22 protein-coding genes are annotated in these 20,590 nt (G+C 64.5%); 13 read left to right on the top strand and 9 right to left on the bottom strand.

Features of this window, described 5'->3' with window-relative positions; all coding sequences use genetic code 11:
* The 3 genes from AC2VLV_RS02020 to AC2VLV_RS02010 all read left to right on the top strand — a co-directional run.
* Nucleotides 1-227, top strand: a 227-nt coding sequence (locus tag AC2VLV_RS02020; protein ID WP_486988414.1) for a 4a-hydroxytetrahydrobiopterin dehydratase, incomplete at its 5' end; no start/stop codon positions are given.
* Nucleotides 228-236: 9 nt separating this feature from the next.
* Nucleotides 237-1,202 carry a ribosome small subunit-dependent GTPase A gene (rsgA, locus tag AC2VLV_RS02015; protein WP_486988413.1) on the top strand — a complete coding sequence of 322 codons (966 nt, stop codon included), beginning with the start codon at nucleotides 237-239 and terminating at the stop codon, nucleotides 1,200-1,202.
* Nucleotides 1,199-1,519, top strand: a complete 321-nt coding sequence (locus tag AC2VLV_RS02010; RefSeq protein WP_486988412.1) for a putative signal transducing protein — start codon at nucleotides 1,199-1,201, stop codon at nucleotides 1,517-1,519. Before rsgA ends, AC2VLV_RS02010 begins: the two co-directional genes overlap by 4 nt.
* Here the strand turns inward: AC2VLV_RS02010 and AC2VLV_RS02005 are convergent, their stop codons facing one another.
* The 3 genes from AC2VLV_RS02005 to AC2VLV_RS01995 form a co-directional block, all read right to left on the bottom strand.
* Nucleotides 1,520-2,566, bottom strand: a complete 1,047-nt coding sequence (locus tag AC2VLV_RS02005) for a hypothetical protein (RefSeq protein WP_486988411.1) — start codon at nucleotides 2,564-2,566, stop codon at nucleotides 1,520-1,522.
* Nucleotides 2,567-2,687: 121 nt separating this feature from the next.
* Nucleotides 2,688-3,626 carry an ornithine carbamoyltransferase gene (gene argF, locus AC2VLV_RS02000; RefSeq protein WP_486988410.1) on the bottom strand — a complete coding sequence of 313 codons (939 nt, stop codon included), beginning with the start codon at nucleotides 3,624-3,626 and terminating at the stop codon, nucleotides 2,688-2,690.
* 30 nt (nucleotides 3,627-3,656) lie between these two features.
* Complete coding sequence (locus AC2VLV_RS01995; protein ID WP_486988416.1) at nucleotides 3,657-4,844, bottom strand: acetylornithine transaminase; 1,188 nt, start codon at nucleotides 4,842-4,844, stop codon at nucleotides 3,657-3,659.
* A 234-nt stretch (nucleotides 4,845-5,078) separates the two neighbouring features.
* Here AC2VLV_RS01995 and AC2VLV_RS01990 point away from each other — a divergent pair, with 234 nt between their 5' ends.
* The gene (locus AC2VLV_RS01990; RefSeq protein WP_486988409.1) at nucleotides 5,079-5,492 is read left to right on the top strand and encodes a DUF3579 domain-containing protein; all 414 of its coding nucleotides are present in this window, start codon (nucleotides 5,079-5,081) and stop codon (nucleotides 5,490-5,492) included.
* 120 nt (nucleotides 5,493-5,612) lie between these two features.
* On the opposite strand, the gene rpsT is transcribed toward AC2VLV_RS01990, so the two are convergent.
* A complete protein-coding gene (gene rpsT, locus AC2VLV_RS01985) occupies nucleotides 5,613-5,933 on the bottom strand; it encodes a 30S ribosomal protein S20 (protein ID WP_486988408.1) in 321 nt (106 codons plus the stop codon).
* 113 nt (nucleotides 5,934-6,046) lie between these two features.
* On the opposite strand from rpsT, the gene murJ reads away from it, so the two are divergent.
* The 5 genes from murJ to moeA all read left to right on the top strand — a co-directional run bounded on the left by murJ (nucleotide 6,047) and on the right by moeA (nucleotide 10,323).
* A complete protein-coding gene (gene murJ / locus AC2VLV_RS01980) occupies nucleotides 6,047-7,585 on the top strand; it encodes a murein biosynthesis integral membrane protein MurJ (protein WP_486988407.1) in 1,539 nt (512 codons plus the stop codon).
* Between the two features lie 88 nt (nucleotides 7,586-7,673).
* Nucleotides 7,674-8,060 (top strand): TraR/DksA family transcriptional regulator, encoded by a 387-nt coding sequence (locus tag AC2VLV_RS01975; RefSeq protein WP_486988406.1) that lies wholly within the window; start codon nucleotides 7,674-7,676, stop codon nucleotides 8,058-8,060.
* A gap of 10 nt (nucleotides 8,061-8,070) precedes the next feature.
* On the top strand, nucleotides 8,071-8,424 hold the full coding sequence (locus AC2VLV_RS01970) for a hypothetical protein (protein WP_486988405.1): 354 nt from the start codon (nucleotides 8,071-8,073) through the stop codon (nucleotides 8,422-8,424).
* A 1-nt stretch (nucleotide 8,425) separates the two neighbouring features.
* Nucleotides 8,426-9,031: a molybdenum cofactor guanylyltransferase MobA gene (gene mobA, locus AC2VLV_RS01965; protein ID WP_486988404.1), complete on the top strand. Its 606-nt coding sequence runs from the start codon at nucleotides 8,426-8,428 to the stop codon at nucleotides 9,029-9,031.
* On the top strand, nucleotides 9,028-10,323 hold the full coding sequence (moeA, locus tag AC2VLV_RS01960; RefSeq protein WP_486988403.1) for a molybdopterin molybdotransferase MoeA: 1,296 nt from the start codon (nucleotides 9,028-9,030) through the stop codon (nucleotides 10,321-10,323). The genes mobA and moeA overlap by 4 nt, the downstream gene beginning before the upstream one ends.
* Nucleotides 10,324-10,341: 18 nt before the next feature.
* Here the strand turns inward: moeA and AC2VLV_RS01955 are convergent, their stop codons facing one another.
* The 5 genes from AC2VLV_RS01955 to upp all read right to left on the bottom strand — a co-directional run bounded on the left by AC2VLV_RS01955 (nucleotide 10,342) and on the right by upp (nucleotide 15,719).
* Nucleotides 10,342-10,782 carry a hypothetical protein gene (locus tag AC2VLV_RS01955; protein ID WP_486988402.1) on the bottom strand — a complete coding sequence of 147 codons (441 nt, stop codon included), beginning with the start codon at nucleotides 10,780-10,782 and terminating at the stop codon, nucleotides 10,342-10,344.
* An 86-nt stretch (nucleotides 10,783-10,868) separates the two neighbouring features.
* Entirely contained in the window at nucleotides 10,869-12,188 is a 1,320-nt protein-coding gene (locus tag AC2VLV_RS01950) for a solute carrier family 23 protein (RefSeq protein WP_486988415.1), read from the bottom strand.
* A 150-nt stretch (nucleotides 12,189-12,338) separates the two neighbouring features.
* Nucleotides 12,339-13,754 carry a purine-cytosine permease family protein gene (locus AC2VLV_RS01945; protein WP_486988401.1) on the bottom strand — a complete coding sequence of 472 codons (1,416 nt, stop codon included), beginning with the start codon at nucleotides 13,752-13,754 and terminating at the stop codon, nucleotides 12,339-12,341.
* A 149-nt stretch (nucleotides 13,755-13,903) separates the two neighbouring features.
* Nucleotides 13,904-14,872 (bottom strand): hypothetical protein, encoded by a 969-nt coding sequence (locus AC2VLV_RS01940; RefSeq protein WP_486988400.1) that lies wholly within the window; start codon nucleotides 14,870-14,872, stop codon nucleotides 13,904-13,906.
* A 211-nt stretch (nucleotides 14,873-15,083) separates the two neighbouring features.
* Nucleotides 15,084-15,719 carry a uracil phosphoribosyltransferase gene (gene upp, locus AC2VLV_RS01935; protein WP_486988399.1) on the bottom strand — a complete coding sequence of 212 codons (636 nt, stop codon included), beginning with the start codon at nucleotides 15,717-15,719 and terminating at the stop codon, nucleotides 15,084-15,086.
* A gap of 224 nt (nucleotides 15,720-15,943) precedes the next feature.
* On the opposite strand from upp, the gene AC2VLV_RS01930 reads away from it, so the two are divergent.
* The 4 genes from AC2VLV_RS01930 to AC2VLV_RS01915 all read left to right on the top strand — a co-directional run bounded on the left by AC2VLV_RS01930 (nucleotide 15,944) and on the right by AC2VLV_RS01915 (nucleotide 20,552).
* On the top strand, nucleotides 15,944-17,221 hold the full coding sequence (locus AC2VLV_RS01930) for a c-type cytochrome (protein ID WP_486988398.1): 1,278 nt from the start codon (nucleotides 15,944-15,946) through the stop codon (nucleotides 17,219-17,221).
* Nucleotides 17,222-17,422: 201 nt separating this feature from the next.
* Nucleotides 17,423-18,670, top strand: a complete 1,248-nt coding sequence (locus AC2VLV_RS01925) for an amino acid ABC transporter substrate-binding protein (protein ID WP_486988397.1) — start codon at nucleotides 17,423-17,425, stop codon at nucleotides 18,668-18,670.
* 72 nt (nucleotides 18,671-18,742) lie between these two features.
* Entirely contained in the window at nucleotides 18,743-19,624 is an 882-nt protein-coding gene (locus AC2VLV_RS01920) for a branched-chain amino acid ABC transporter permease (protein ID WP_486988396.1), read from the top strand.
* Entirely contained in the window at nucleotides 19,617-20,552 is a 936-nt protein-coding gene (locus AC2VLV_RS01915; RefSeq protein WP_486988395.1) for a branched-chain amino acid ABC transporter permease, read from the top strand. The genes AC2VLV_RS01920 and AC2VLV_RS01915 overlap by 8 nt, the downstream gene beginning before the upstream one ends.
* The last annotated feature ends 38 nt before the right edge of the window (nucleotides 20,553-20,590 follow it).

Genomic DNA, 20,590 nt, shown 5'->3' with positions numbered 1-20,590 from the left:
GCAGCATTCGCAAGACCTACGCTTTCGGCAACTATTACCAGACTCTCGCCTTCGTGAATGCGCTGGCGTGGGTGGTGCACCGCGAAGACCACCATCCAGATCTGCTGGTGCAATACAACCGCTGCAGTGTGGCGTTCAACACCCATTCGGCCGACGGCATCACCCGCAACGACTTCATCTGTGCCGCCAAAGCCGATGCGGTCTATGCGCAGGGCGCCGCGCGCTAAGCGGCTGGCATGGACGAGCTGGAGCGCCACAACCCCCAACGTCCCAAGGGCAAGCGCAGCGCGAAGCCCGCTTCCTCCACAGCTCCCGGTCTGACGGCACGCATCGTCGGCGCTTTCGGGCGGCAATATCTGGCGCAACTCGGCAACGGTGACGTGCTTGCCTGCGTGCCGCGCGGCAAGCGCGCCGAAGTGGTCTGCGGCGATGAGGTCGTGCTCGCCGCCGGCCACGCTCCGCTGGCCATCGAGCAAGTGCGGCCACGGCGAAATGCACTATGGCGCGAAGATCTCTGGCGCAGCAAGATGTTTGCCGCCAACCTCGACCGCGTGATGCTGGTCACCGCCACCTATCCCGGCATCCAGCACGGTCTGATCGGCCGTGCGCTCATCGCGGCCGACGCGGCCGACATTCCCGCGACCCTGCTGCTGAACAAATGCGATCTGCCACAGGCCGAAGCCGCGCGCGCCGAGATGACGCTGTACCGCGATTTGGGCTACGAAGTGATCGAACTGTCAGTACGCGCCTCGCCGCAAGCCGCGCTGGCCGCGCTGACTCCCTTGCTCAGCGGCCAGACCACGCTGCTGCTGGGCGCCTCCGGCGTGGGCAAGTCCAGCCTGACGAATCTGCTGGCGCCGCAGGCGCAGGCGCCCACGCGCGAAATCTCCCAAGCCCTTTCCGCAGGCAAGCACACCACCACGGCAACACGGCTCTACGCCCTCCCCGGTTTTGCTGCAGGCAGCAGCTTGATGGATTCACCGGGCTTCCAGTCCTTCGGCCTGCATCATCTCTCAGTGTCGCAGTTGCAGCACGGCTTTCCGGAAATCCGCGCGCGCAACGGGCAGTGCCGTTTTCAGAACTGCACCCACCGCGACGAGCCCGGCTGCGTGTTCACCACCGACCCGCAAGCCATCTCGGCGGCGCGGCTGGCGTTGTATCGCACGCTCTATGCCGAGCTCAGCACGGCGCCTGTGCGATGAAGCGCGTCGAGATCGCCCCGAACATGGTCATCGCCACGCTCTGGGCAGACGCGCTCAATGCCGCTGGCCTGCGCGCCGAAGTGTTCTCGCGTTACCTCACCAGCATCGCGGGCGAGATACCGCCAGATCAGTGCAATCCAGCGGTCTGGGTGCTCGACGACGGCGATCTGACGCGCGCCAGGCAGTTGCTGCAGGAATTGCGCACGCCCCTGCGCGGCGCGCCGTGGACCTGCCCGGATTGCGGCGAACGTCACGGCCCGCAATTCGCCCAGTGCTGGAAATGCGGCCACAGCCGCCCAGATTCGCCCTCGTTCTGATCAGGCCGCATCGCCAACCCGGCGCCTTTCAGGCGGCGCAGTCGAAACCCGAAGGAGTGCCGCTTCGAGCCAAGGGTGCGCCGCCAAAAGAAGCCCGAAAAGCCACGCCCCTATCGCCGCAGCACTGAGCATGCCTGCCTGACTGCCCGAAAAGATACCCAGCGCACCGCTCAGACTCCACGCCAGCAGGCTGAAGATCAGCCCGCCCCGCAGCAGCCAACGGCGCAGCCCGCACGGCAGCCAAGGCGCCAGCAGCAACCCCGCGGCGATCAAGGTGTCGACCAGTGCGATCAGCTTGGCGAAACCGCCCATGCCGAGCGCGTGTCCGAGACCGGCCCAGAACGCGATCCACTCCGCTTGCCAGCCTGGCGCGTAGATCTGAGCCTGTATCAAAGCGTCCGACAGGCGCAGCCCGAGGCCCGGCTGCCAGGCCATCCATGCGAGAGCAGCCCAAAGCAATCCGACGAGCCAGAAGGCCCAGCGCACCCGCAGCAGACCGGGCCTGCGCAGCATCGCGTCAGACCACGCCGAGCCCTGCCATGCCCGCAGCAACAGCAACAGCGCGAAACCCAGCGCATAGACCAGAGCCGCAGCGCCTGCAACGCCCCCACCAAGCGCACTCCACACCAGCAGTTCGTAAGCCAGCCCCAGCCAACCCATCGCCGGAAACCCCCACCCCGTCAGCAGCCCGACGGTGAGCAAGGCCTCGATGCCAAACAGCAGCGCCAGACCCTTGCTCACCCCCGCAGCAGATAAAACGCGCCAAACCGCACCGTCCCACACGGCAAGCCAGTGCGGCTGAGCCGCCACATCAGCGGCCTGACGCGCGAACTGCGCGGCGTACTGCGGGTGCAAGTGCAGCCCGAGGTTGATGGCGAAGCACACCCCGAACACGAGGCGCAGCCAACGCAGCGCCCGCATCGCAGCCTGATCGGCCACACCGGGCGGACCAGCCTTCTCCGCGTCGGCCTGAACAAGCGGCAGCCTGACGTGCGGAACGCCATGGCCGTGCGGCGGCGCAGAAGAATTTTGTTGTGTGAACGCCATGCCTGAACTCCCGAACGGCGCATCGCCAAACGATGCACCGCAGCAAGATTTTGCTCAGGCCGACTTAAATGCGACTTAGGACCGGCGTTACTGTCACGCGGCCTCGCCTAGGAGAACAGTGTCAGTCCAGACGACCCAGCAGCAGGAATTCCATCAGCGCCTTCTGGCCGTGCAGGCGATTTTCCGCCTCGTCCCACACCACACTCTGCGGCCCGTCGATGACTTCGGCCGCCACTTCTTCGCCGCGGTGCGCGGGCAGGCAGTGCATGAACAGCGCATCGGGCTGCGCGCGGGCCATCATCTCGGCATCCACCATGAAGCCCTTGAACGCCTGCTCGCGCGCCAGTTTTTCCGCCTCATAGCCCATGCTCGTCCACACGTCGGTGGTGATGAGATGCGCGCCCTCGCAGGCTTGCCGCGGATCGTCGAACTCGCGCAGGTGCGCGATCTGCGCCGCGCTCAGGGGGTAGCCCGGGCGGTTCTTCTCGACGCCATAGCCTTTCGGCCCGGCGAAGTGCAGGGTGAAACCGAGCACCTCCGCCGCCTGCAACCAGGTGTAGAACATATTGTTGGCATCGCCGATCCAGGCCACGGTCTTGCCCTGGATCGGGCCGCGATGCTCGATGTAGGTCATGACATCGGCGAGGATCTGGCAGGGATGGAACTCGTTGGTCAGGCCGTTGATCACCGGCACGCGCGAATGCGCGGCGAAACGCTCGACGATCTCCTGACCATAGGTGCGAATCATCACCAGATCGACCATGCGCGAAAACACCTGTGCCGCATCTTCGATGGGCTCGCCGCGGCCCAACTGGCTGTCGCGGGTATTGATGTAGATGGCCGCGCCGCCGAGCTGGTGCATGCCGGCCTCGAAGCTCAGCCGGGTGCGGGTGGAGTGCTTTTCGAAAATCATCGCCAGGGTGCGATCAACCAAGGGCTGGTGCGGCTCGTAGCGCTTGAACTTGGCCTTGATCAGCGCAGCGCGGGCGAAAACGTAGTCGTACTCCTCGCGGTTCAGGTCGGAAAATTGCAGATAGTGCCGCAGCGTCGTTTTCATCACAGCCTCCTTGGATGTCTCTGGGACGTCGTCTTATGGCGCGGGTGCGTCCCGCAAAAAATCAAGCACCGCGGGAACCAGCGCCTGTACCAGCGCGTCGGCTTGTTCCTGGGTGAAGATCAACGGCGGCAACAGGCGGACAACCCGCTCCTGCGTGACGTTGAGCAACACCCCGCGCTCCAGCATCTGTCCCACCAGCGCACCGGCCGGTCGGTCGAGCTCGATGCCGATCATCAGGCCCTGACCGCGCACCTCCACCACGCCGACGTGGCCAGCAAACGCATGACGCAGCGCATGCTGAATCTGCTCACCGCGCGCCTGCGCGTTGGCCAGAAGACCATCGTCTTCGATCACGGCGAGGGTTTCCAGCGCGGCACGGCAGGCCAGCGGATTGCCGCCAAACGTGGTGCCGTGCTGTCCGGGCCCGAAAGTCGTCGCGGCTGCACCACGCGCCAGAATGGCGCCGATGGGTACGCCCGATGCCAGCCCCTTGGCCATGGCGATCACGTCGGGGCTGACTCCGGCCCACTGATGGGCGAACCATTTCCCGGTCCGCCCCGTGCCGCATTGCACTTCGTCGATCATCAGCAGCCAGCCGTGACGATCACACAGCGTGCGCGCAGCGCGCAAGAAATCGGCATGCGCCGGTTGAATACCGCCCTCGCCCTGAATCGCCTCGACGAAAACCGCCACGACATTGCGGTGCGTCTCGGCCACTCTCTGCAAGGCCGAGGCGTCGTTCAGCGGCACGCGCACGAAACCTTCGACCAGCGGTTCGAAGCCTTTTTGCACCTTGGGATTGCCTGTGGCAGACAACGTGGCCAGCGAGCGCCCATGAAACGCCCGTTCGAACACCACGATTTCCGGGCGGTCGATCCCTTTGTTGTGACCGTGCAAGCGCGCCAGTTTGATCGCCGCTTCGTTGGCTTCCAGCCCCGAGTTGCAGAAAAACGCCGTGTCCATGCCGCCCAAGGCGCACAAACGGTCGGCCAACTGCTCCTGCAGGGGAATCTGATACAGATTGGACGTGTGGATCAGCTTGCCCACCTGATCGGTCAGTGCGGCGACCAGCCTCGGATGCGCATGGCCCAGCGTGTTGACCGCGATGCCCGACAGCGCGTCCAGATAGCGTTTGCCCTGCGTATCCCACACCCACGCCCCCTCGCCATGCGCCAGGGCGAGGGGTAGCCGCGCATAGGTGTTCATCACATGAGAAGACATGGTCATTTGTCCTTTGCAAAAAAAGCAAACCCGGCGGGCAAGGCATAAAAAAGCACTGCGCCTCCGGGGGCAAAGTGAAATTATAGAGAGCGGCGCATGACAGCTGAACTCAGGCAGGCCGGAGCATTTGTTGCAACTGCAACACAGAATCACCGTTCGGGTTTACCCGGTAATACTGCGTTGCAGCATAATTGCGGCACCGCAGCAAAACTGCCTCTTCAAGGATTCACAGCCATGAGCGCCTTTCCACACTCCCTAGAACTGGTCAAACCCAGAGAAATTTTCATTCGCGGCGTCACCACCGAGGGACGCACCTTCCGTCCGAGCGACTGGGCAGAACGCCTGGCCGGCCTGATGGCCCGCTTTCGTCCCGCCGGTCTGTGCCGCAAAGAAGCCCACCTCGGTTACTCGCCCTATTGCGTGCCCACCCTGGTGGACGGTGTGCGTTGTCTGGTGGTGAGCGAGTCGCTGCGTGACATCGAGCCCATGGCGTTTGATTTCCTGCTCAACTTCGCCCGCGACAACCAGCTCGACGTGGTTGAAGCCTGCCTGACGCAAGCCGCCGCAATTGACGCTGAAATGGACGCTGAGGTGAAAGACCTGCAAACGGCACGCGAAGCGCTTCAGCGCGTGTTTCAAACCGCTTGAAACTTCTCGCCCTGCGCTGAGTTGAAGACATAGGCGCACACAAAAAAGCCCGCATCTGCGGGCTTTTTTGTGGTCAATTTTTTGGTCAACCCAGCGGCCGACCAGAGCAGGCAAGGCAAATCAGGCCGCGGCGCCGGAAGTAGCCGGGGCGACAAGCGCCTTGATCGCCGCGTTCAGGCGGCTCTTGTGACGCGCTGCGGTGTTCTTGTGGAAAATCTTTTTGTCGGCGATCGAGTCCAGCACCGGGGCGTTGGCCTTGAACACTTCCATCGCCTTGGCGTGATCGCCAGCGGCGATGGCCTTGCGAACCGACTTCACAGCCGTGCGAAAACGCGAACGCAGCGCGGTGTTGGCGGCGTTGGCCTTGACGGATTGACGCGCGCGTTTGCGACCCGACGGGGTGCGAACGCTCTTCTTTTTGGCTGCGGCTTTGGTTGCCATAGTTGAAATCCTTCTGTATTGCCTGCTCGGGAAACCGGCCATTATAGACAAAAAATGGCGGGGCGCCAGTCTCTTTCGAGGCCGAGTCCTGCACATTCCTATAATGCTGCCCGGTGAATCTGCTCAAGGCCGCCTCCACCATCTCTTTGCTCACGCTAACCTCGCGCATCACCGGCCTGGTGCGGGAAATCATGGTGGCGACTTATTTCGGCGCCAGCGCCTGGACGGACGCGTTCAACGTCGCTTTCCGCCTGCCCAATCTGCTGCGCCGCATGTTTGCCGAGGGCGCGTTTTCACAGGCTTTCGTGCCCCTGTTGTCACAGACGCGGCAGACCAAGACGGAAGAACAGACGCAGGAGCTCATCGATCAGGTGTCCACCGCCTTGCTGTGGATACTCGCGGCCATCAGCCTTGTCGGCGTGCTGCTCGCGCCAGTGCTGGTGTGGCTCACAGCGTCCGGTCTGCATCCTGAAGCGTTTGACGCGGCCGTCTGGATGACTCGGCTGATGTTTCCCTACGCGGGGCTGATCTCGCTGGTGGCGCTGAGCGCGGGCATTCTCAATACCTGGAAGCACTTCGCGGTGCCCGCCGTCACCCCGGCGCTGCTCAACCTGGCCATCATCGGCGCCGCAGTGGCGTTGCACAAACTGGTGCATCCGCCCATCTTCGCCCTGGCCATCGGGGTGATGATCGGCGGGGTGGCGCAGTTGGCGGTGCAATGGCCGGCGCTGCGCAAGTATGCCGTGGTGCCGCGCTTTCGGCTGAGCTTTCTCAAGGCCTGGCGCTCTGAAGGCGTGCACCGCGTGGTCAAGCAGATGCTGCCCGCGAGCCTTTCCGTTTCGGTGGCGCAGGTGTCCATCGTCATCAACACGCAGATCGCGTCGCACCTGCATGCGGGCAGCGTCTCCTGGCTGGCGTATGCCGACCGGCTGATGGAATTCCCCACCGCCATTCTCGGCGTGGCGCTGGGCTCGGTGCTGTTGCCCAGCCTGTCGCGCGCCAGCGCCACGCAAGACGTGGCCAAGTACAGCAAGCTGCTCGACTGGGGGCTGCGCCTCACGCTGGTGCTGGCGCTGCCGAGCGCCATTGCGCTGCTGATCTTCGCCCAGCCGCTGGTATCGATGCTTTACAACTACGGCCGCTTCGACCATGCAGACGTGCTGGCCACCACCAGCGCGCTGCGGGCTTACGGCATCGGCCTGATTGCGCTGATCGGCATCAAGATTCTGGCCCCCGGCTTTTACGCACGGCAAGACTTGCGCACCCCGGTGAAGATCGCTCTGGTGGTACTGGTGTGCACGCAGTTGATGAACCTGCTTTTCGTGCCGTGGCTGGGGCATGCCGGGCTGGCGCTGGCCATCTCAATCGGGGCGCTGCTCAATGCCAGCCTGTTGTTTCGCGGCCTGCGCCGACGCGGCATGTTTCAGCCGCAACCGGGCTGGGCGCGGTATGCGCTCAAGGTGGCCCTGGCGCAACTGCCGCTGGGCGGGGTGATGTTGTGGGGCGCCGTCGCCCTGCCCTGGGACCGGGCGCACGGCGACCTGCTGCGGCTGGGCATGGGGCTGGGTCTGCTGGCCGCTTCCGCTGTGCTGTATTTCGCCACGCTGTGGCTGCTCGGTTTCCGTCTGCGGCAATTCATGCACAGTGAGTGATGTGTTGCGCCAGCGCAAGCCGATGCCCGCCCCGACCTTCCACAATGGGCGCATCATTTGCGGCAACACACCCACCCAGGAGAACGATATGAGCCTCGCCACTGACCTGCGCAACACCCTGCGCGACAAGCTTCAGCAGCGCCGAACCCAGATGGTGGCCGATCTGCGGGACGAGTCCATCAGCGACGAGGGCACGCTCGCGGTGCGCAGCCACCGCGGCGAAACCGACGATGAGGCCGTGGTCGAATCGATGGACGCGGTGGAAATCGCCTCGACCGCGCGCGACGCCACCGAGCTTGCCGCCATCGACAGTGCGCTACAGCGCCTGGATACGCCCGACTTCGGCGTCTGCATCGATTGCGGCGCCGACATCCAGCCGGCCCGGCTGCTGGCCGAGCCCACGGTGCTGCGTTGCACCGCCTGCCAGCAGCGTTTCGAGCATCAGCATCACACGCCCGGCGGCGCGCGGCTGTAGCATCCGGGGCATGTCTGCAGGCCCCGTCATCCCTCCCCGCACCCCGCTTGGCGCCCCCGGCCTTGAGCGGGTGCTTACCCGCTGGCTGATTCCGGCCTATTTCATCGGCGTGGGTCTGCCCTGGATCGTCGGGGCGTGGATCAAGACCGGCTATCAGCCGGGTCTGGTCAAAGGAGACCCGCAGCCCACCCGCGATCTGATCGACATTTTCTGCATCGGCATCAGCCTGTTCGACGCCACTCTGGTGTTCACCGTGGGCATCGGTTGCCTGGTGGTGTCGATCATGAAAGGCCCGGTGCGCTGGGCTGACGCCTCTCACGCCACACAACAGGTGCGCGAACCGGGCGAGCGCGAGAGGTTTTGAGATGTCGCACGCCATCGCCGCCGCCGACATCACCGGCCTGATTCTCGCCGGGGGCCGAGGCAGCCGCATGGGCGGGGTGGACAAAGGCCTGCAGCCCTGGCGCGGCCAGCCTCTGGCGCGGCAAGTGCTGCAGCGGCTCAGCCCCCAGGTGGGCGCGGTGTTGCTCAACGCCAACCGCCATGTCGAGGTCTATCGCGGCTGGGGCCTGCCGGTGTTGACCGATGCCGCGCCGGATGAATTTTCGGGGCCGCTGGCCGGCTTTCTTGCCGGGCTGCAAGCGTGCACCACGCCGTATCTGCTCACCGCCCCCTGCGATTCGCCGCTGTTGCCCACCGATCTGGCCGCACGGCTGGGCGCAGCGCTGCTGGAATCGTCCGCGCGCATCGCGCTGCCCCGCGCGGGAGGTCGGCTGCAGCCCGTGTTCTGCCTGATGGAGGCCAGTCTGCGCGACGATCTGGGCACCTTCCTTCAGTCCGGCGGCCGCAAGATCGAGCTTTGGACCCAGCAGCACCCCACGGCCATCGTCGACTTCGACGATACCCACGCCTTCGAAAACATCAACACCCCGGACGACCTGCAGCGGCTGGACGCCGACGTTTCACCATGACCCCTTCGTTCGATCTGCAGCACATCATCTCCTGCGTCAGCGGCTACGACCCCAACGCCCTGCGGGTGGACGCGGCGCTGGCGGTCATTCAGGCCAGCATGCGGCCGGTACAGGCCACCGAGCGCCTGGCCGTGCGCGCGGCACTCGGTCGGGTGCTGGCGCAGGACATCATTTCGCCCATCGACGTGCCCGCGCATGACAACTCGGCCATGGACGGCTACGCCCTGCGCGGCGCCGATCTCGCAACGCAAGGCGACACGGTGCTTTCGGTCGCCGGGCGCGGACTCGCCGGCCACGCCTTCAGTGGTGAAGCGCCGGCGGGCAGCGCCGTGCGCATCATGACCGGCGCGGTGATGCCCGCGGGCTGCGACACCGTGGTGCCGCAGGAGTTTTGCCGCATCGAAGGCGATCAGGTCGTTATCCCGCCCGGGCTGGTACGACCCGGCGACAACCGCCGCCTGCGCGGCGAAGACCTGGCGCGCGGCAAAGCGGCCCTGCCCGCAGGCAAGGTGCTGCGCCCGGCCGATCTGGGCCTCATCGCCTCGCTGGGCATGGCCGAAGTCTCGGTGCGACGCAAGCTGCGCGTGGCCTTTTTCTCCAGCGGCGACGAGCTGCGCTCGGTCGGCCAGCCGCTCGATCCCGGCTGCGTTTACGACAGCAATCGCTACACCCTTTGGGGCATGCTGGAGCGTCTGGGCTGCGAAGTCATCGACCTCGGCGTGGTGGCCGACAACCCGCAGGCGGTGGAAGCCGCGCTGCGCACCGCGACCGAATGCGCCGACGTCGTCATCACCTCGGGCGGGGTCAGCGTGGGTGAGGCCGACTACCTGCGCAGTACCCTCGCCACTCTGGGCGAGGTGGTGTTCTGGCGCATCGCCATGCGGCCGGGCCGGCCGCTGGCTTTCGGCCAGTTGCGCGCGGGCGAGAACAACGCCCAAAGCGCCTGGCTGTTCGGCTTGCCGGGCAATCCGGTGGCGGTGATGGTGACGTTCTACGCTTTCGTGCGCCCTGCCCTGCTGCACTGCATGGGCGCCAGCCCGCAGCCGCAGCCGATGCTGCGCGCCGTCAGCGCGCAAACCCTGCGCAAAAAACCCGGCCGCACCGAGTACCAGCGCGGTCTGCTGAGCGCCCTGCCCGATGGCCGCTGGCAGGTGAGCGCCATCGGCAATCAGGGATCGGGCGTGCTCAGCTCCATGTCACAGGCGCACGGCCTCATCGTGCTGCACCACGAGCAGAGCACCGCACAGGCTGGCGATCTGGTGGACGTGCTGCTGTTCGACGGGCTGGTTTGAGCGTCCCGTCCGGGCCGCTTAGAAGATCTTGTTGATCAGATCGTCGCCCAGCCCCATGCCCGCGCCCATTTCCATCGCGCGGCCAAAGCCGGAGTTGAGAAAACCGTCGAGCGCGCCCATGATGCCGCCGCCCTGCTGCTGCATGGGCATGGCCGAGTTCTGCGCCATCATGCCCTGCGGCATGTAGCCCGGCTGCATGGCGGCCGGCATCGCCTGCATCTGCTGCGCCTGGTTCTGCCACATGCCGTGGATGGCCTGCAGCACCTGCCCCATCTGTTGCTGCTCGGTCTGCACGCCCAGCGCCACTTCGCGCAAATCGAGCAGCCATTCGCGCGCATCCTGATTGCCGCCTTGGGCAGCCGTCTGCAGCTTGGCGGCCAGCGCCTGCAATTGCTGCCCGACCTGCTGCGCCTCGCCCTGCAATTGCTGATACTGCTGATCGATGGTCTGAATATCCATGCGGAAGCCTCCGGGCTGTTCAAAGACTTCTATTGCACAGCAGCGCCAGCGGTTTGCGGGTCAATGGATGTCACAGTGGCAACAATTCATTCAAGCGCGTCCATCAGTTTGTCCTGCTCATCATGCTTGGCCTGCCCGCGCCCGAGCAAGGCGTAGAGCAGGATGGCGCCGAAGGTCGCGGTGCCGATGCCGCCCAGGGCGAAATCGCCGAACTTCAAGGTGAAGTCGGCCGTGCCCAGCATCAGGGTGATGGCCACGATGATGAGGTTGCGGCTGTCGGAGAAATCCACCTTGTTGTCCACCCAGATGCGCGCGCCCGACACGGCGATCAGTCCGAAGATGACAATGGCCACGCCGCGCAGTACCGGCGGAGGAATGAGATGGATGAGCGCGCCGAATTTGGGGCTGAAGCCGAACACAATGGCAATCACCGCGGCGGTGGCGAAAATCAGCGTGGAGTAGATCTTGGTCGCGGCCATCACGCCGATGTTCTCGGCGTAGGTTGTCACCCCCGTGCCGCCAGCCGAGCCGGAAACAATCGTGGCGAGACCGTCGCCGAGAAAGGCGCGGCCCATGTAGCGATCGAGGTTGCGGCCAGTCATCGCGGTGACGGCCTTGATGTGGCCCAGGTTCTCCGCCACCAGAATGACCACGACGGGCACGATCAGCGTCATCGCCTTGGGCTGAAACTCCGGCGTGGCGAACGTCGGCATGCCGAACCAGGCGGCGTTGGCCAAGCCGGAGAAATCCATCGGCGTGCCCAGCCCCAGGCCGTTGGTCAACAGGGCGTAAATCACGCTGGCGATCAACAAACCCACCAGAATGAGCAGCCGCTGCACCATGCCCCGGGTGTAAACCGCCACCAGGCCGATGCTGACGAAGGAGATCAGCGCCATCCAGTCGTCGAAGTTGCTCGCGCCGTGACTCTTGATGGCGATGGGCGCCAGGTTCAGCCCGATCACCGCGACCACCGAACCCGTCACCACCGGCGGCATGAGCCGCTCGATCCATTTCACGCCCACGCCCATGACGATGAGGCCGATCGCCGCATACACCACGCCGCAGGCGATGATGCCGCCCAGCGCGACACCAATGTTGGGGTTCGCCCCGCTACCGGAATAGCCGCTGGCCGCGATGACCACGCCGATGAAGGAAAACGACGAGCCGAGATAGCTCGGCACCCGGCCGCCGACGACGAGAAAGAAAATCAGCGTGCCAATGCCGCTCATCAGAATGGCGATATTGGGGCTGAAACCCATCAGCAGCGGCGCGAACACCGTCGAGCCGAACATGGCCACCACATGCTGCAGCCCCATCACCAGGGTCTGCGGCCCGGGCAGGCGTTCATCCGGGGCGATCACCCCGCTGGTCTTGAGTTGCCAATTTGGAAAGTAGCCTTCGGCCATATTGCGCTCCGCGTGTTGTGTTGTCATGGCGCGGCAAGCCGTCCTGCCGCGTCTGTGGCGTGTTGCCACATGACAATGCTACGGGGAGTGACAGGCCGACTTGCGCGGCGAAGCCGCCCGAGCGGAGCGAATCGCTGAGCGGGCGCGAACTCAGTGGCGCGCGCCGCGCAACTCGATGGGCCGCAGCACGAGATAGACGATGGCGGCGAACACCACGCCCAACTCGAAGCCGATGTCCATGCCGTAAGGCGGATTGAACAGCCCGGCAACCGGCCCGACGAACAGCGACTGCGCCGCGCCCAGATACACCCCGAACAGCCCCGCCGCCATGGCGATCACCGCGGCCCAGCCCACAGGCAGCTTGCTCGGGGTGTTCCAGTCATCAAGGTCGTAGCGGCCGCGGCGGAACACTGCATGCTCCAGAATGAGGATGATGGCCCAAGGCCCCAGCCAGTAGGCCACGATCAGCAGGAAATTTTCCAGCGTGGCGTTGAAGTGCGCGGCCGACGGAATGGCGATGAGCACATAGACCACGGCGCCGATCAGCGTCCAGACCGCACGGTTGATTTTCTGGAAACCGCGACCGAGCACCTGCATCGATAGACCAGCCGAGTAGTCGTTGGGAATGTTGTTGGCGATGACCGAAAGCGCCAGTAGAAACAGCAGCAGCTTGCCCGCACCGCCCATCGGCTGCAGCGCCGCCGACAACAGCGCGCCGCCACCGCTCTGCGCCGCCTTGCCGAAGGCCGTCACCGTGGTCAGCCCCAGACCGAGCGACTCCAGCAGCATGCAGGGAATGATCACGCCGAAGAAGGTCAGCCAGAACACCCGCTTTGCTGAGGTGTCTTCCGGCTGATTGACGTTGTAGTCGGCCGCATACGAACTCCAGCCGGTGGCGAAGCCGAAGATCGCGCCCCCGAACGACACCAGCGAGGCGACGTGCGCCATGGTCCACACCGGCGTGGGCAGCGCCTGCATCTGCCCACCCGCAGTGAACAGCACGATGAGGAAGATCGCAGCCATCGGCATCCAGGCATAGCGCTCATAGCGGTGCACATAGCGATAGCCATAGAGGCTCACCGCCGTGGTCAGCACCGCGATGAGCAGAATGCCGACCCAGGTGGGCACCGCGCCACCGCTGATGGCCGTGACGATCTGCGCGCCGACGATCACGTTCACCGCCGACCAGCCGATGCACGCCGCCACATTGAACAGCGCCATGATCTTCGCGCCATGCCAGCCGAAGGAATAGCGCGAGATCGTCATTTGCCGCAGACCGAGCCGGGGGCCGAGGGTGGCGAAGAACGCCACCGGCAGCACGCCCAACACATTGAAGAGCACGATCACGCCCAGGCTGTCCCAGAACCCGAGCCCGAACACGGGCACCGCCAGCGCACCCAACGCCACGGTGGAAATCACCAGATTGGCCGACAGCCACATGGTGAAGTTATCGAACACGCGCACATGCGCGCGCTCATGCGGCATCACGCGCTCGATGCCGCGCTGCTCGATGCCGCCTTGCCCGGCTCCGGGTGTCAGGCTCAAGGTTTCAGTGGAAGTTTGCATGGGAAGCAGGAAGTATGAACGGGAGAAATGCACTCTGAATGCACGCTATTTGTGCGAGCTTGGTAAGCCTTGCAATATGCCTTGCAATGCGCCTCGCAAGCATGCAAAAAACAGGCCCAGCGACTCCTGGCGCTAACCCGCCCGGTCGGTCAATGCCCTTGCATGCCGCGCGGTACGGTTTGGCCCCGCAGCTTGCGTCCCAGCAGCAGCGCCCGAGCCAGCGGCTGCTTGAGTTGATCGACCAGCGCCGAGCGCCCTGGCGACAGCGGCGTGGCAGAGAAGCGTTCGCGCAGAAAGGCGTTGAGCAGATGCGTGCGGGCACGGCGCGCCGACGCCGTGGTGAAGTAGGTCATGGCCAGACTCACCGACACCCGGTTGCCGGGCTGCGCCCAGTCTCCCTCCTCCGTGGCGACGTAGTGGCCCGCGGTACTCGGGATGTACACACCCTCGCCCGGGCCGATGTCCAGGTCGAGCGCGCGGGCATCCATCTCTTCCTGGTAGCGCAGGAGGCTCTGCGTATCGTGAACGAAATAGCCTTCGATGGCCACGTCCGGCACCGCAGCCCGGTCATCCTCGCGCCAGATATGCAGGTGCTTGCGCCCCATGACCTGCACGTTGAAATTGTTCTCGCGGTCGATGTGAAACGGCGTGACCGTCGGCGGTGAGGCGATGAACATGAACAGGCTGTAACCATGCATGCCCGGATCGCGCGGCTCGACCCAGGGCTTCAGGCCATCGAGCGTTTGGCGCAGCAGCACGCCGTACTCGGGATCGTCCTCAAGAAAGTAGAACGCCACCCAGTTGCCCGACTGTTCGAGGTGATCGAAAGTCGAGGCGATGTCCTTCTTGGCGTCAGCCTCGGAAAAGGTGTGAAAGGTCGAGCCCGGCTTGCGGTTGGGCAAGGCATATTTCACCTGCAGCGTTCCCGCCAGCGACAAGGCCAGTTGGCGCAGGCGCGGCAGTTGCAGCAAGGGGTGCGCGCTGAGCGCATGCTGCGTTTTCGCCACCTGCAGCGGATCGAGGGGCTGTCCGTCGGCTCGCCAGATCGCTCCCTTGTGAATCGGGGGCGCCTGCTCGCCCTTCTGCAGCCTGGACAGGGGTTGTGCGGTCACACTCATGCGCGTCTCCTCGCCCTGAACCCGAAGCGCGTGCTGCCGCTACGCGCCGGGTGATGGGGGATGTCTTGCGCGCAGTGTGCGACCGATGCCCGCGCACATCTGCAAGCGCCTGAAATGTCGGTAACAGAAGGTCTCAACCGCCCCACCCGAATGGGTGGTCAGTCTCCTGAGGCGGCGTCTAACCCGGCTAACCCAGCAGGCAAACCGAGGCTTACTTGGTGCCGAAAATGCGGTCGCCCGCGTCGCCCAGACCCGGCACGATGTAGCCGTGGTCGTTGAGCCGCTCGTCGATGGCGGCCAGGGTGATGGGCACGTCCGGGTGGGCGGCGCGCAAGGTGCGCACGCCTTCGGGCGCGGCCAGCAGGTTCACCAGCTTGAGCGAGGTCGCTCCGGCGCGCTTGAGATGGGTGAGCGCGGCGGCGGCCGAGTTGCCGGTGGCCAGCATGGGATCGACCACGATGACCAGGCGTTCGGCCATGTCTTCGGGCACCTTGAAGTAATACTCCACCGGCTCCAGCGTGGCCGGATCACGGTAGAGGCCGATGTGGCCGACGCGGGCGTTGGGCAGCAGGTCGATCATGCCGTCGAGCATGCCGTTGCCCGCCCGCAGGATGGACACCAGACACAGCTTCTTGCCCGCGAGGATGGGCATGCGGCACTGCGCCACCGGCGTGGTCACCTCGACCCGTTCCGTGGGCAGATCGCGGGTGGCTTCATATGCCAGCATGGCGGCGATTTCGCGCACCAGTCGGCGGAAGTTGTCGGTGGTGGTGTCCTGGCTGCGCGCCAGCGTGAGCTTGTGCTGCACCAGCGGATGCGAAACGACGTGGACCTGAGAATCATTCATGGCGGGCTCTATTTGGTCTATCTGGAATTGTGACGTTGGAGTAAGAACGGCAATTTTGCGTCATCCTGCTGTACCCATCTGCTACAGCCGCAACCGTTGGTATGCAAACTGACGGGAATCGGACGCTGCGGGTTTGCACTGAGGCGTTTGTTGAACCATACTGCAGTGCAACAGAAAAAAGATAAGCGGATTGCACCGCCCCCATTCCAACCAGGAGACTCTCGATGCGTTTGCCCCTTTTGACCCTGCTTGCGGGCTGCGTGCTCGGCCTGCAGGCCCAGGCCGCCTTTGCCGCGCAGCCCACACCGAACGACCCCGAAGTGATGCGCGGCGCCTATCTGGCCCGCGCCGGCGACTGCATCGCCTGCCACACGGCGCCCAAAGGCAAGCCCTTCGCCGGCGGTCTGCCGATGAATCTGCCCATGGGCATCGGCAAGGTGTACTCGCCCAACATCACGCCGGATAAAAAGGACGGCATCGGCAACTGGACCTTCGCGCAGTTCGACGAAGCTGTGCGCCACGGCAAGTCGCCGCGCCTGGGCTATCTCTACCCGGCCATGCCCTACCCCTCGTATGCCCGCATCGAACCGCAGGACATGCATGCGCTCTACGCCTATTTCATGCACGGCGTGCAGCCGGTCGCCCAGACCAACAAGCCCGAAGACATTCCCTGGCCGCTGAACATGCGCTGGCCGCTGGCGGTGTGGGACTGGATGTTCGCCAGCGACGGCGTTTACAAGCCCGATCCCAAGCAGACCGCGCAGTGGAACCGCGGCGCGTATCTGGTTGAAGGGCTGGGGCACTGCGGCGCCTGCCATACCCCGCGTGGCCCGTTTCTGCAAGAAAAAGCCATGGAGCCCGGCGGGGCGGACGGCAGCCTCTATCTCTCTGGCGCGCGCATCGACAACTGGTACGCGGCCAATCTGCGCGGCGACCAGTCCGACGGTCTGGGCCGCTGGACGCCGGCCGAACTGGTGCAACTGCTCAAGACCGGGCGCACCGCACACTTCACCATTGTCGGCAGCATGACCGATGTGATCCACGATAGCACGCAGCATCTGAATGACGGCGATCTGGAAGCGATTGCCGTGTTCCTCAAGTCGCTGTCGCCCATCCACCCGAATGCCGCGATCAACCAACCGCAGACCCCGGTGATGACCGCCAGTGCAAAGGCTGGCGATCCGCTGTATGCGGCGCATTGCGCCATGTGCCACCAGGCGCAGGGCCAGGGCATCCCTAATGTGTTTCCCGCTCTGGCGCTCAACCCCACGGTCAACACGCCCGACCCGATCAACACCATTCGCATGATGCTGCACGGCGGACATACGGTCGAGACCAAAGCCAACCCCACGCCCATGGCCATGCCCGATCTGGGCGCCACGCTGAGCGACACGCAGGTGGCCGAAATCGCCACCTATGTGCGCAGCAGCTGGGGCAACGACGCGCCGAACGTCAGTGCAGACGAGGTGGCGAAGGTCCGCAAGATCGTCATGGCGAAATAGCCTGATCGGTTCTTCCAGAGCCCGGCCCAGCCGGGTTTTTTTTGCGCTCGCAACAAGGCGCCGGAGTACCAAAGACACGCTTCGTTTCAAATGAACGCACTTGTTCACCGCTTCGCGCAAAGTCCAGACCGAGAATGAATCATGACATTTCGAAGACGCGCCATGTACGCGTCGGTTCAGCTTCATCCTCCGGAGACTCTCATGTCCATACACGCATCCAAAAAAATTCTGCGTCACTTCGCAGCCGGTCTGGCTTTGAGCGCCACGGCCGTTGCCGCCCACGCAGCGGCGGCTCCGTCGCAGATCAAGATCGGCACGCTTTACGCCAGCAGCGGCCCCTTCGCCGTCGCCTCGCAAGGCCAGTATGAAGGCCTGAAGTACTGGGCCGACGCCATCAACAAAGAGGGCGGCGTGTTCGTCAAGGCGTTCAACAAAAAGATTCCCGTCAAGCTCGTCGCCTACGACGACCAAAGCTCCACCTCCACCGCGACCACGCTCTATAACCAGCTCATCACCCAAGACAAGGTGGACGTGCTCGTGGCCGACTTCGGATCGGTGCTCACCTCGGTGGCCGTGCCGCTGGCGGCCGAGCACCACATGCTGCTGATCGACCCGACCGGCTCGGGCGCCAACTTCTTTACCAAACCCACCAATTACCTCGCCGACGTGAGCATTCCGTCGAGCACGGTGTGGCCGGTGCCGCTGGCCAACTATCTGGTGCAGCAGAAGATCAAGCGCGTGGCCATCGTCTACAGCGCCAACGACTTCGACGCCTCTCAGGCCGCCACCCTCAAGGACGTGCTGGCCAAGGCCGGCATCAAGCCGGTGTATGACCACGGCGTGCCCACCAGCGAGTCGAACTACACCATCCTGCTGCACACCATCGCCGCCACCCAGCCCGATGCGGTGCTGGAGTTCGGCTATGCGCCCAACGACATCGCCTTCCTCAAGGCACTGCACCAGAGCGGGCTGCATTTCCCCATGACCTTCACCATCTTTCCGGGCCAGCTGCTTTCGCTGCTGACCAAGAACGTGGGTGAAAAAGCGCTGGCCTATACCTACACCTACCCGACTCCGCCGCTGGTGAAGTACGACAAGGTGAGCTACGGCATGAACACCCAGCAGTTCGTCGATGCCTTCAAGGCCGCCGAGAAAAAAGAGCCCAACTTCCTCGACTGCTCGGGCTACAACACCGGTCTGATCGTGCAGCACATGCTCGACACCGCGCCCAAGTTCGACCAACTCGCCTTCCATCAGGCCGTCATGGATATGTCGGGCAAGACCACCACCCTGCTCGGCCCCTTCGACGTCAACGCCAACGGCGCCCAGCTCGGCCAGCCCTTCCCGGTGGCGCAACTGCAGCCAAAAGACGGCAAGCTCGACGTGGTCGTGGTCTATCCGCAAGACAAGGCGACCGGCAAAGCGGTGTATCCCGCGCCCAAGCCGTAAACGTGGTGAGGCGGCGCGGCTGGTGCGCCGCCTCGTTCGATCGATCCACACAAAGCGGCTCAGGGAGGGCGCGTGGAACTGCTTGAATACGCCATCATCGGCGGCATTCTGTATGGCATTTATTTCAGCCTGATCGGCATCGGGCTGAACCTGATCTTTGGCGTCATGCGCATCATCAATCTGGCGCATGGGCAGTTCATCGTGCTGGGCGCTTATGCCGCCTGGCTGGTGTCGCGCCACTTCGGTTTCAACCCGCTGTGGGGCGTGCCAACGGTGATCGTGGCCGCCATCGTCATCGGCTATCCGCTGTACTACGCCGTGGTGCCCCGGCTGCAGCGCAGCGGCGACCCGGAGATGCTGTCGTTCATTCTGTTTTTCGGCGTCGGGCAGATGCTCGACGCGCTCACCGGCCTGGGCTTCGGCGCCGATCAGCGTTCGCTGCCCAGCGAGGCGCTGGGCTCGGGCAATCTGGGCGTGTTCGGTCAGGAGTTCCCGGACAGCTGGTGGTGGGCCGCCGGGGTGAGCATCGCCGCCATCGTGGCGTTGTGGCTGTATTTCACCCGCACCCGGCTGGGCTACGCCACACGCGCCATCATGGCCAGCCGCGAAGAGGCGCTGGCCACCGGCATCAACGTGAACAAAGTCTCGGCGCTGGCCTTCGTGGCCGGGCTGGCGCTCGCCGGCATCGCCGGGGTGTTTCTGCCCTATCTGCTCGGCTCGGTTTCGCCCGATCTGGGCGACAGCCTCACCACCACCTCTTTCGCCATTGTCATCATCGGCTCGCTGGGCAATCCGCTGGGCACCATCATCGGCGGCCTGGTATTCGGGCTGGGCACGATGTTGATGCAGACCTATTACTCCTCCTGGTCCAACCTCGTGCCTTATGTGCTGCTGCTGGTGATCGTGCTCATCCGCCCCACGGGCCTGCTCGGAAAGGCGGTGCGCAGTGTCTGAACGTTCTTTGTTGCAACGCTGGCGACCGGGGCTCATCGTTCTGGCCTTGCTGATTGCGGTGTTCCTGTTTCTGCCGCATGTCTATGGAAACGAGTCGCTGCTGTTCACGCTGATGACCTTCATCGTGCTCGCGCAGGGCCTCAATCTGCTGTACGGCTTTACCGGCTATCTGCCCTTCGGTTATGTGGGCTTTTTCGGCTGCGGCGCTTATGCCACCTCGCTGCTGGTGCTGCACAGCGGCCTGCCGGTGCTGCTGTGCGTGGTCGGCGGCGGGCTGGCTGCGGTGGTGATGGGGCTGATTCTCGGGCCGCTGCTGCGGCTGTCGGGCGCTTACTTTTCCATCGCCAGCCTGGCGGCTTCGCAAATTCTGTATTTCGTCGTCTCCAACACCAATCTGGCCGACATCACCGGCGGGCCTTACGGGCTGAAGATCGAACAGGTGTATGCGCCCACGGCGAGTTATCACACCATGCTGGCGGTGCTGGTGCTGGCCACCGCGCTGGCGGCATACTTTCGCGTCTCGGCCTTCGGCATGGAGCTGCGCGCCATGAAGCAAGACCCGGTGAGCGCGTCCATGACCGGCATCAACATCGTGCGCGCCCGGCTCGTCACCTGGCTGATCTCGGCCGGCGTGGCTGGCCTGGCCGGCGGGGCCTATGCGTGGAATCTGTCGGTGTTCTATCCGGAAGCAGTGTTCACCTTGCAAATGTCGGTGTTCGCCATCGTGTTCTCGTTGTTTGGCGGCGTCGGCACGGTCATCGGCCCCATCATCGGCGCGGGGGTGCTTTACAGCCTGTACGCGGCCATCGGCATTTCCACGCCGCAATATTTTCAGCTGATCTACGGTCTGCTCATCGTGTTGCTGGTGTTGTTCATGCCCGGCGGCGTGCTGTCGCTGTTTACGCGGAGGGGCGTGCGTGTCTTCTGAAACCCTCCTTCAGCTTCAGGGCGTGAACAAGCGCTTCG

Source organism: Thiomonas sp. TH-17 (assembly GCF_057473305.1).
Note: the sequence above shows the minus strand (reverse complement) of the source record. Positions and strands in the feature narration are given on the sequence as shown.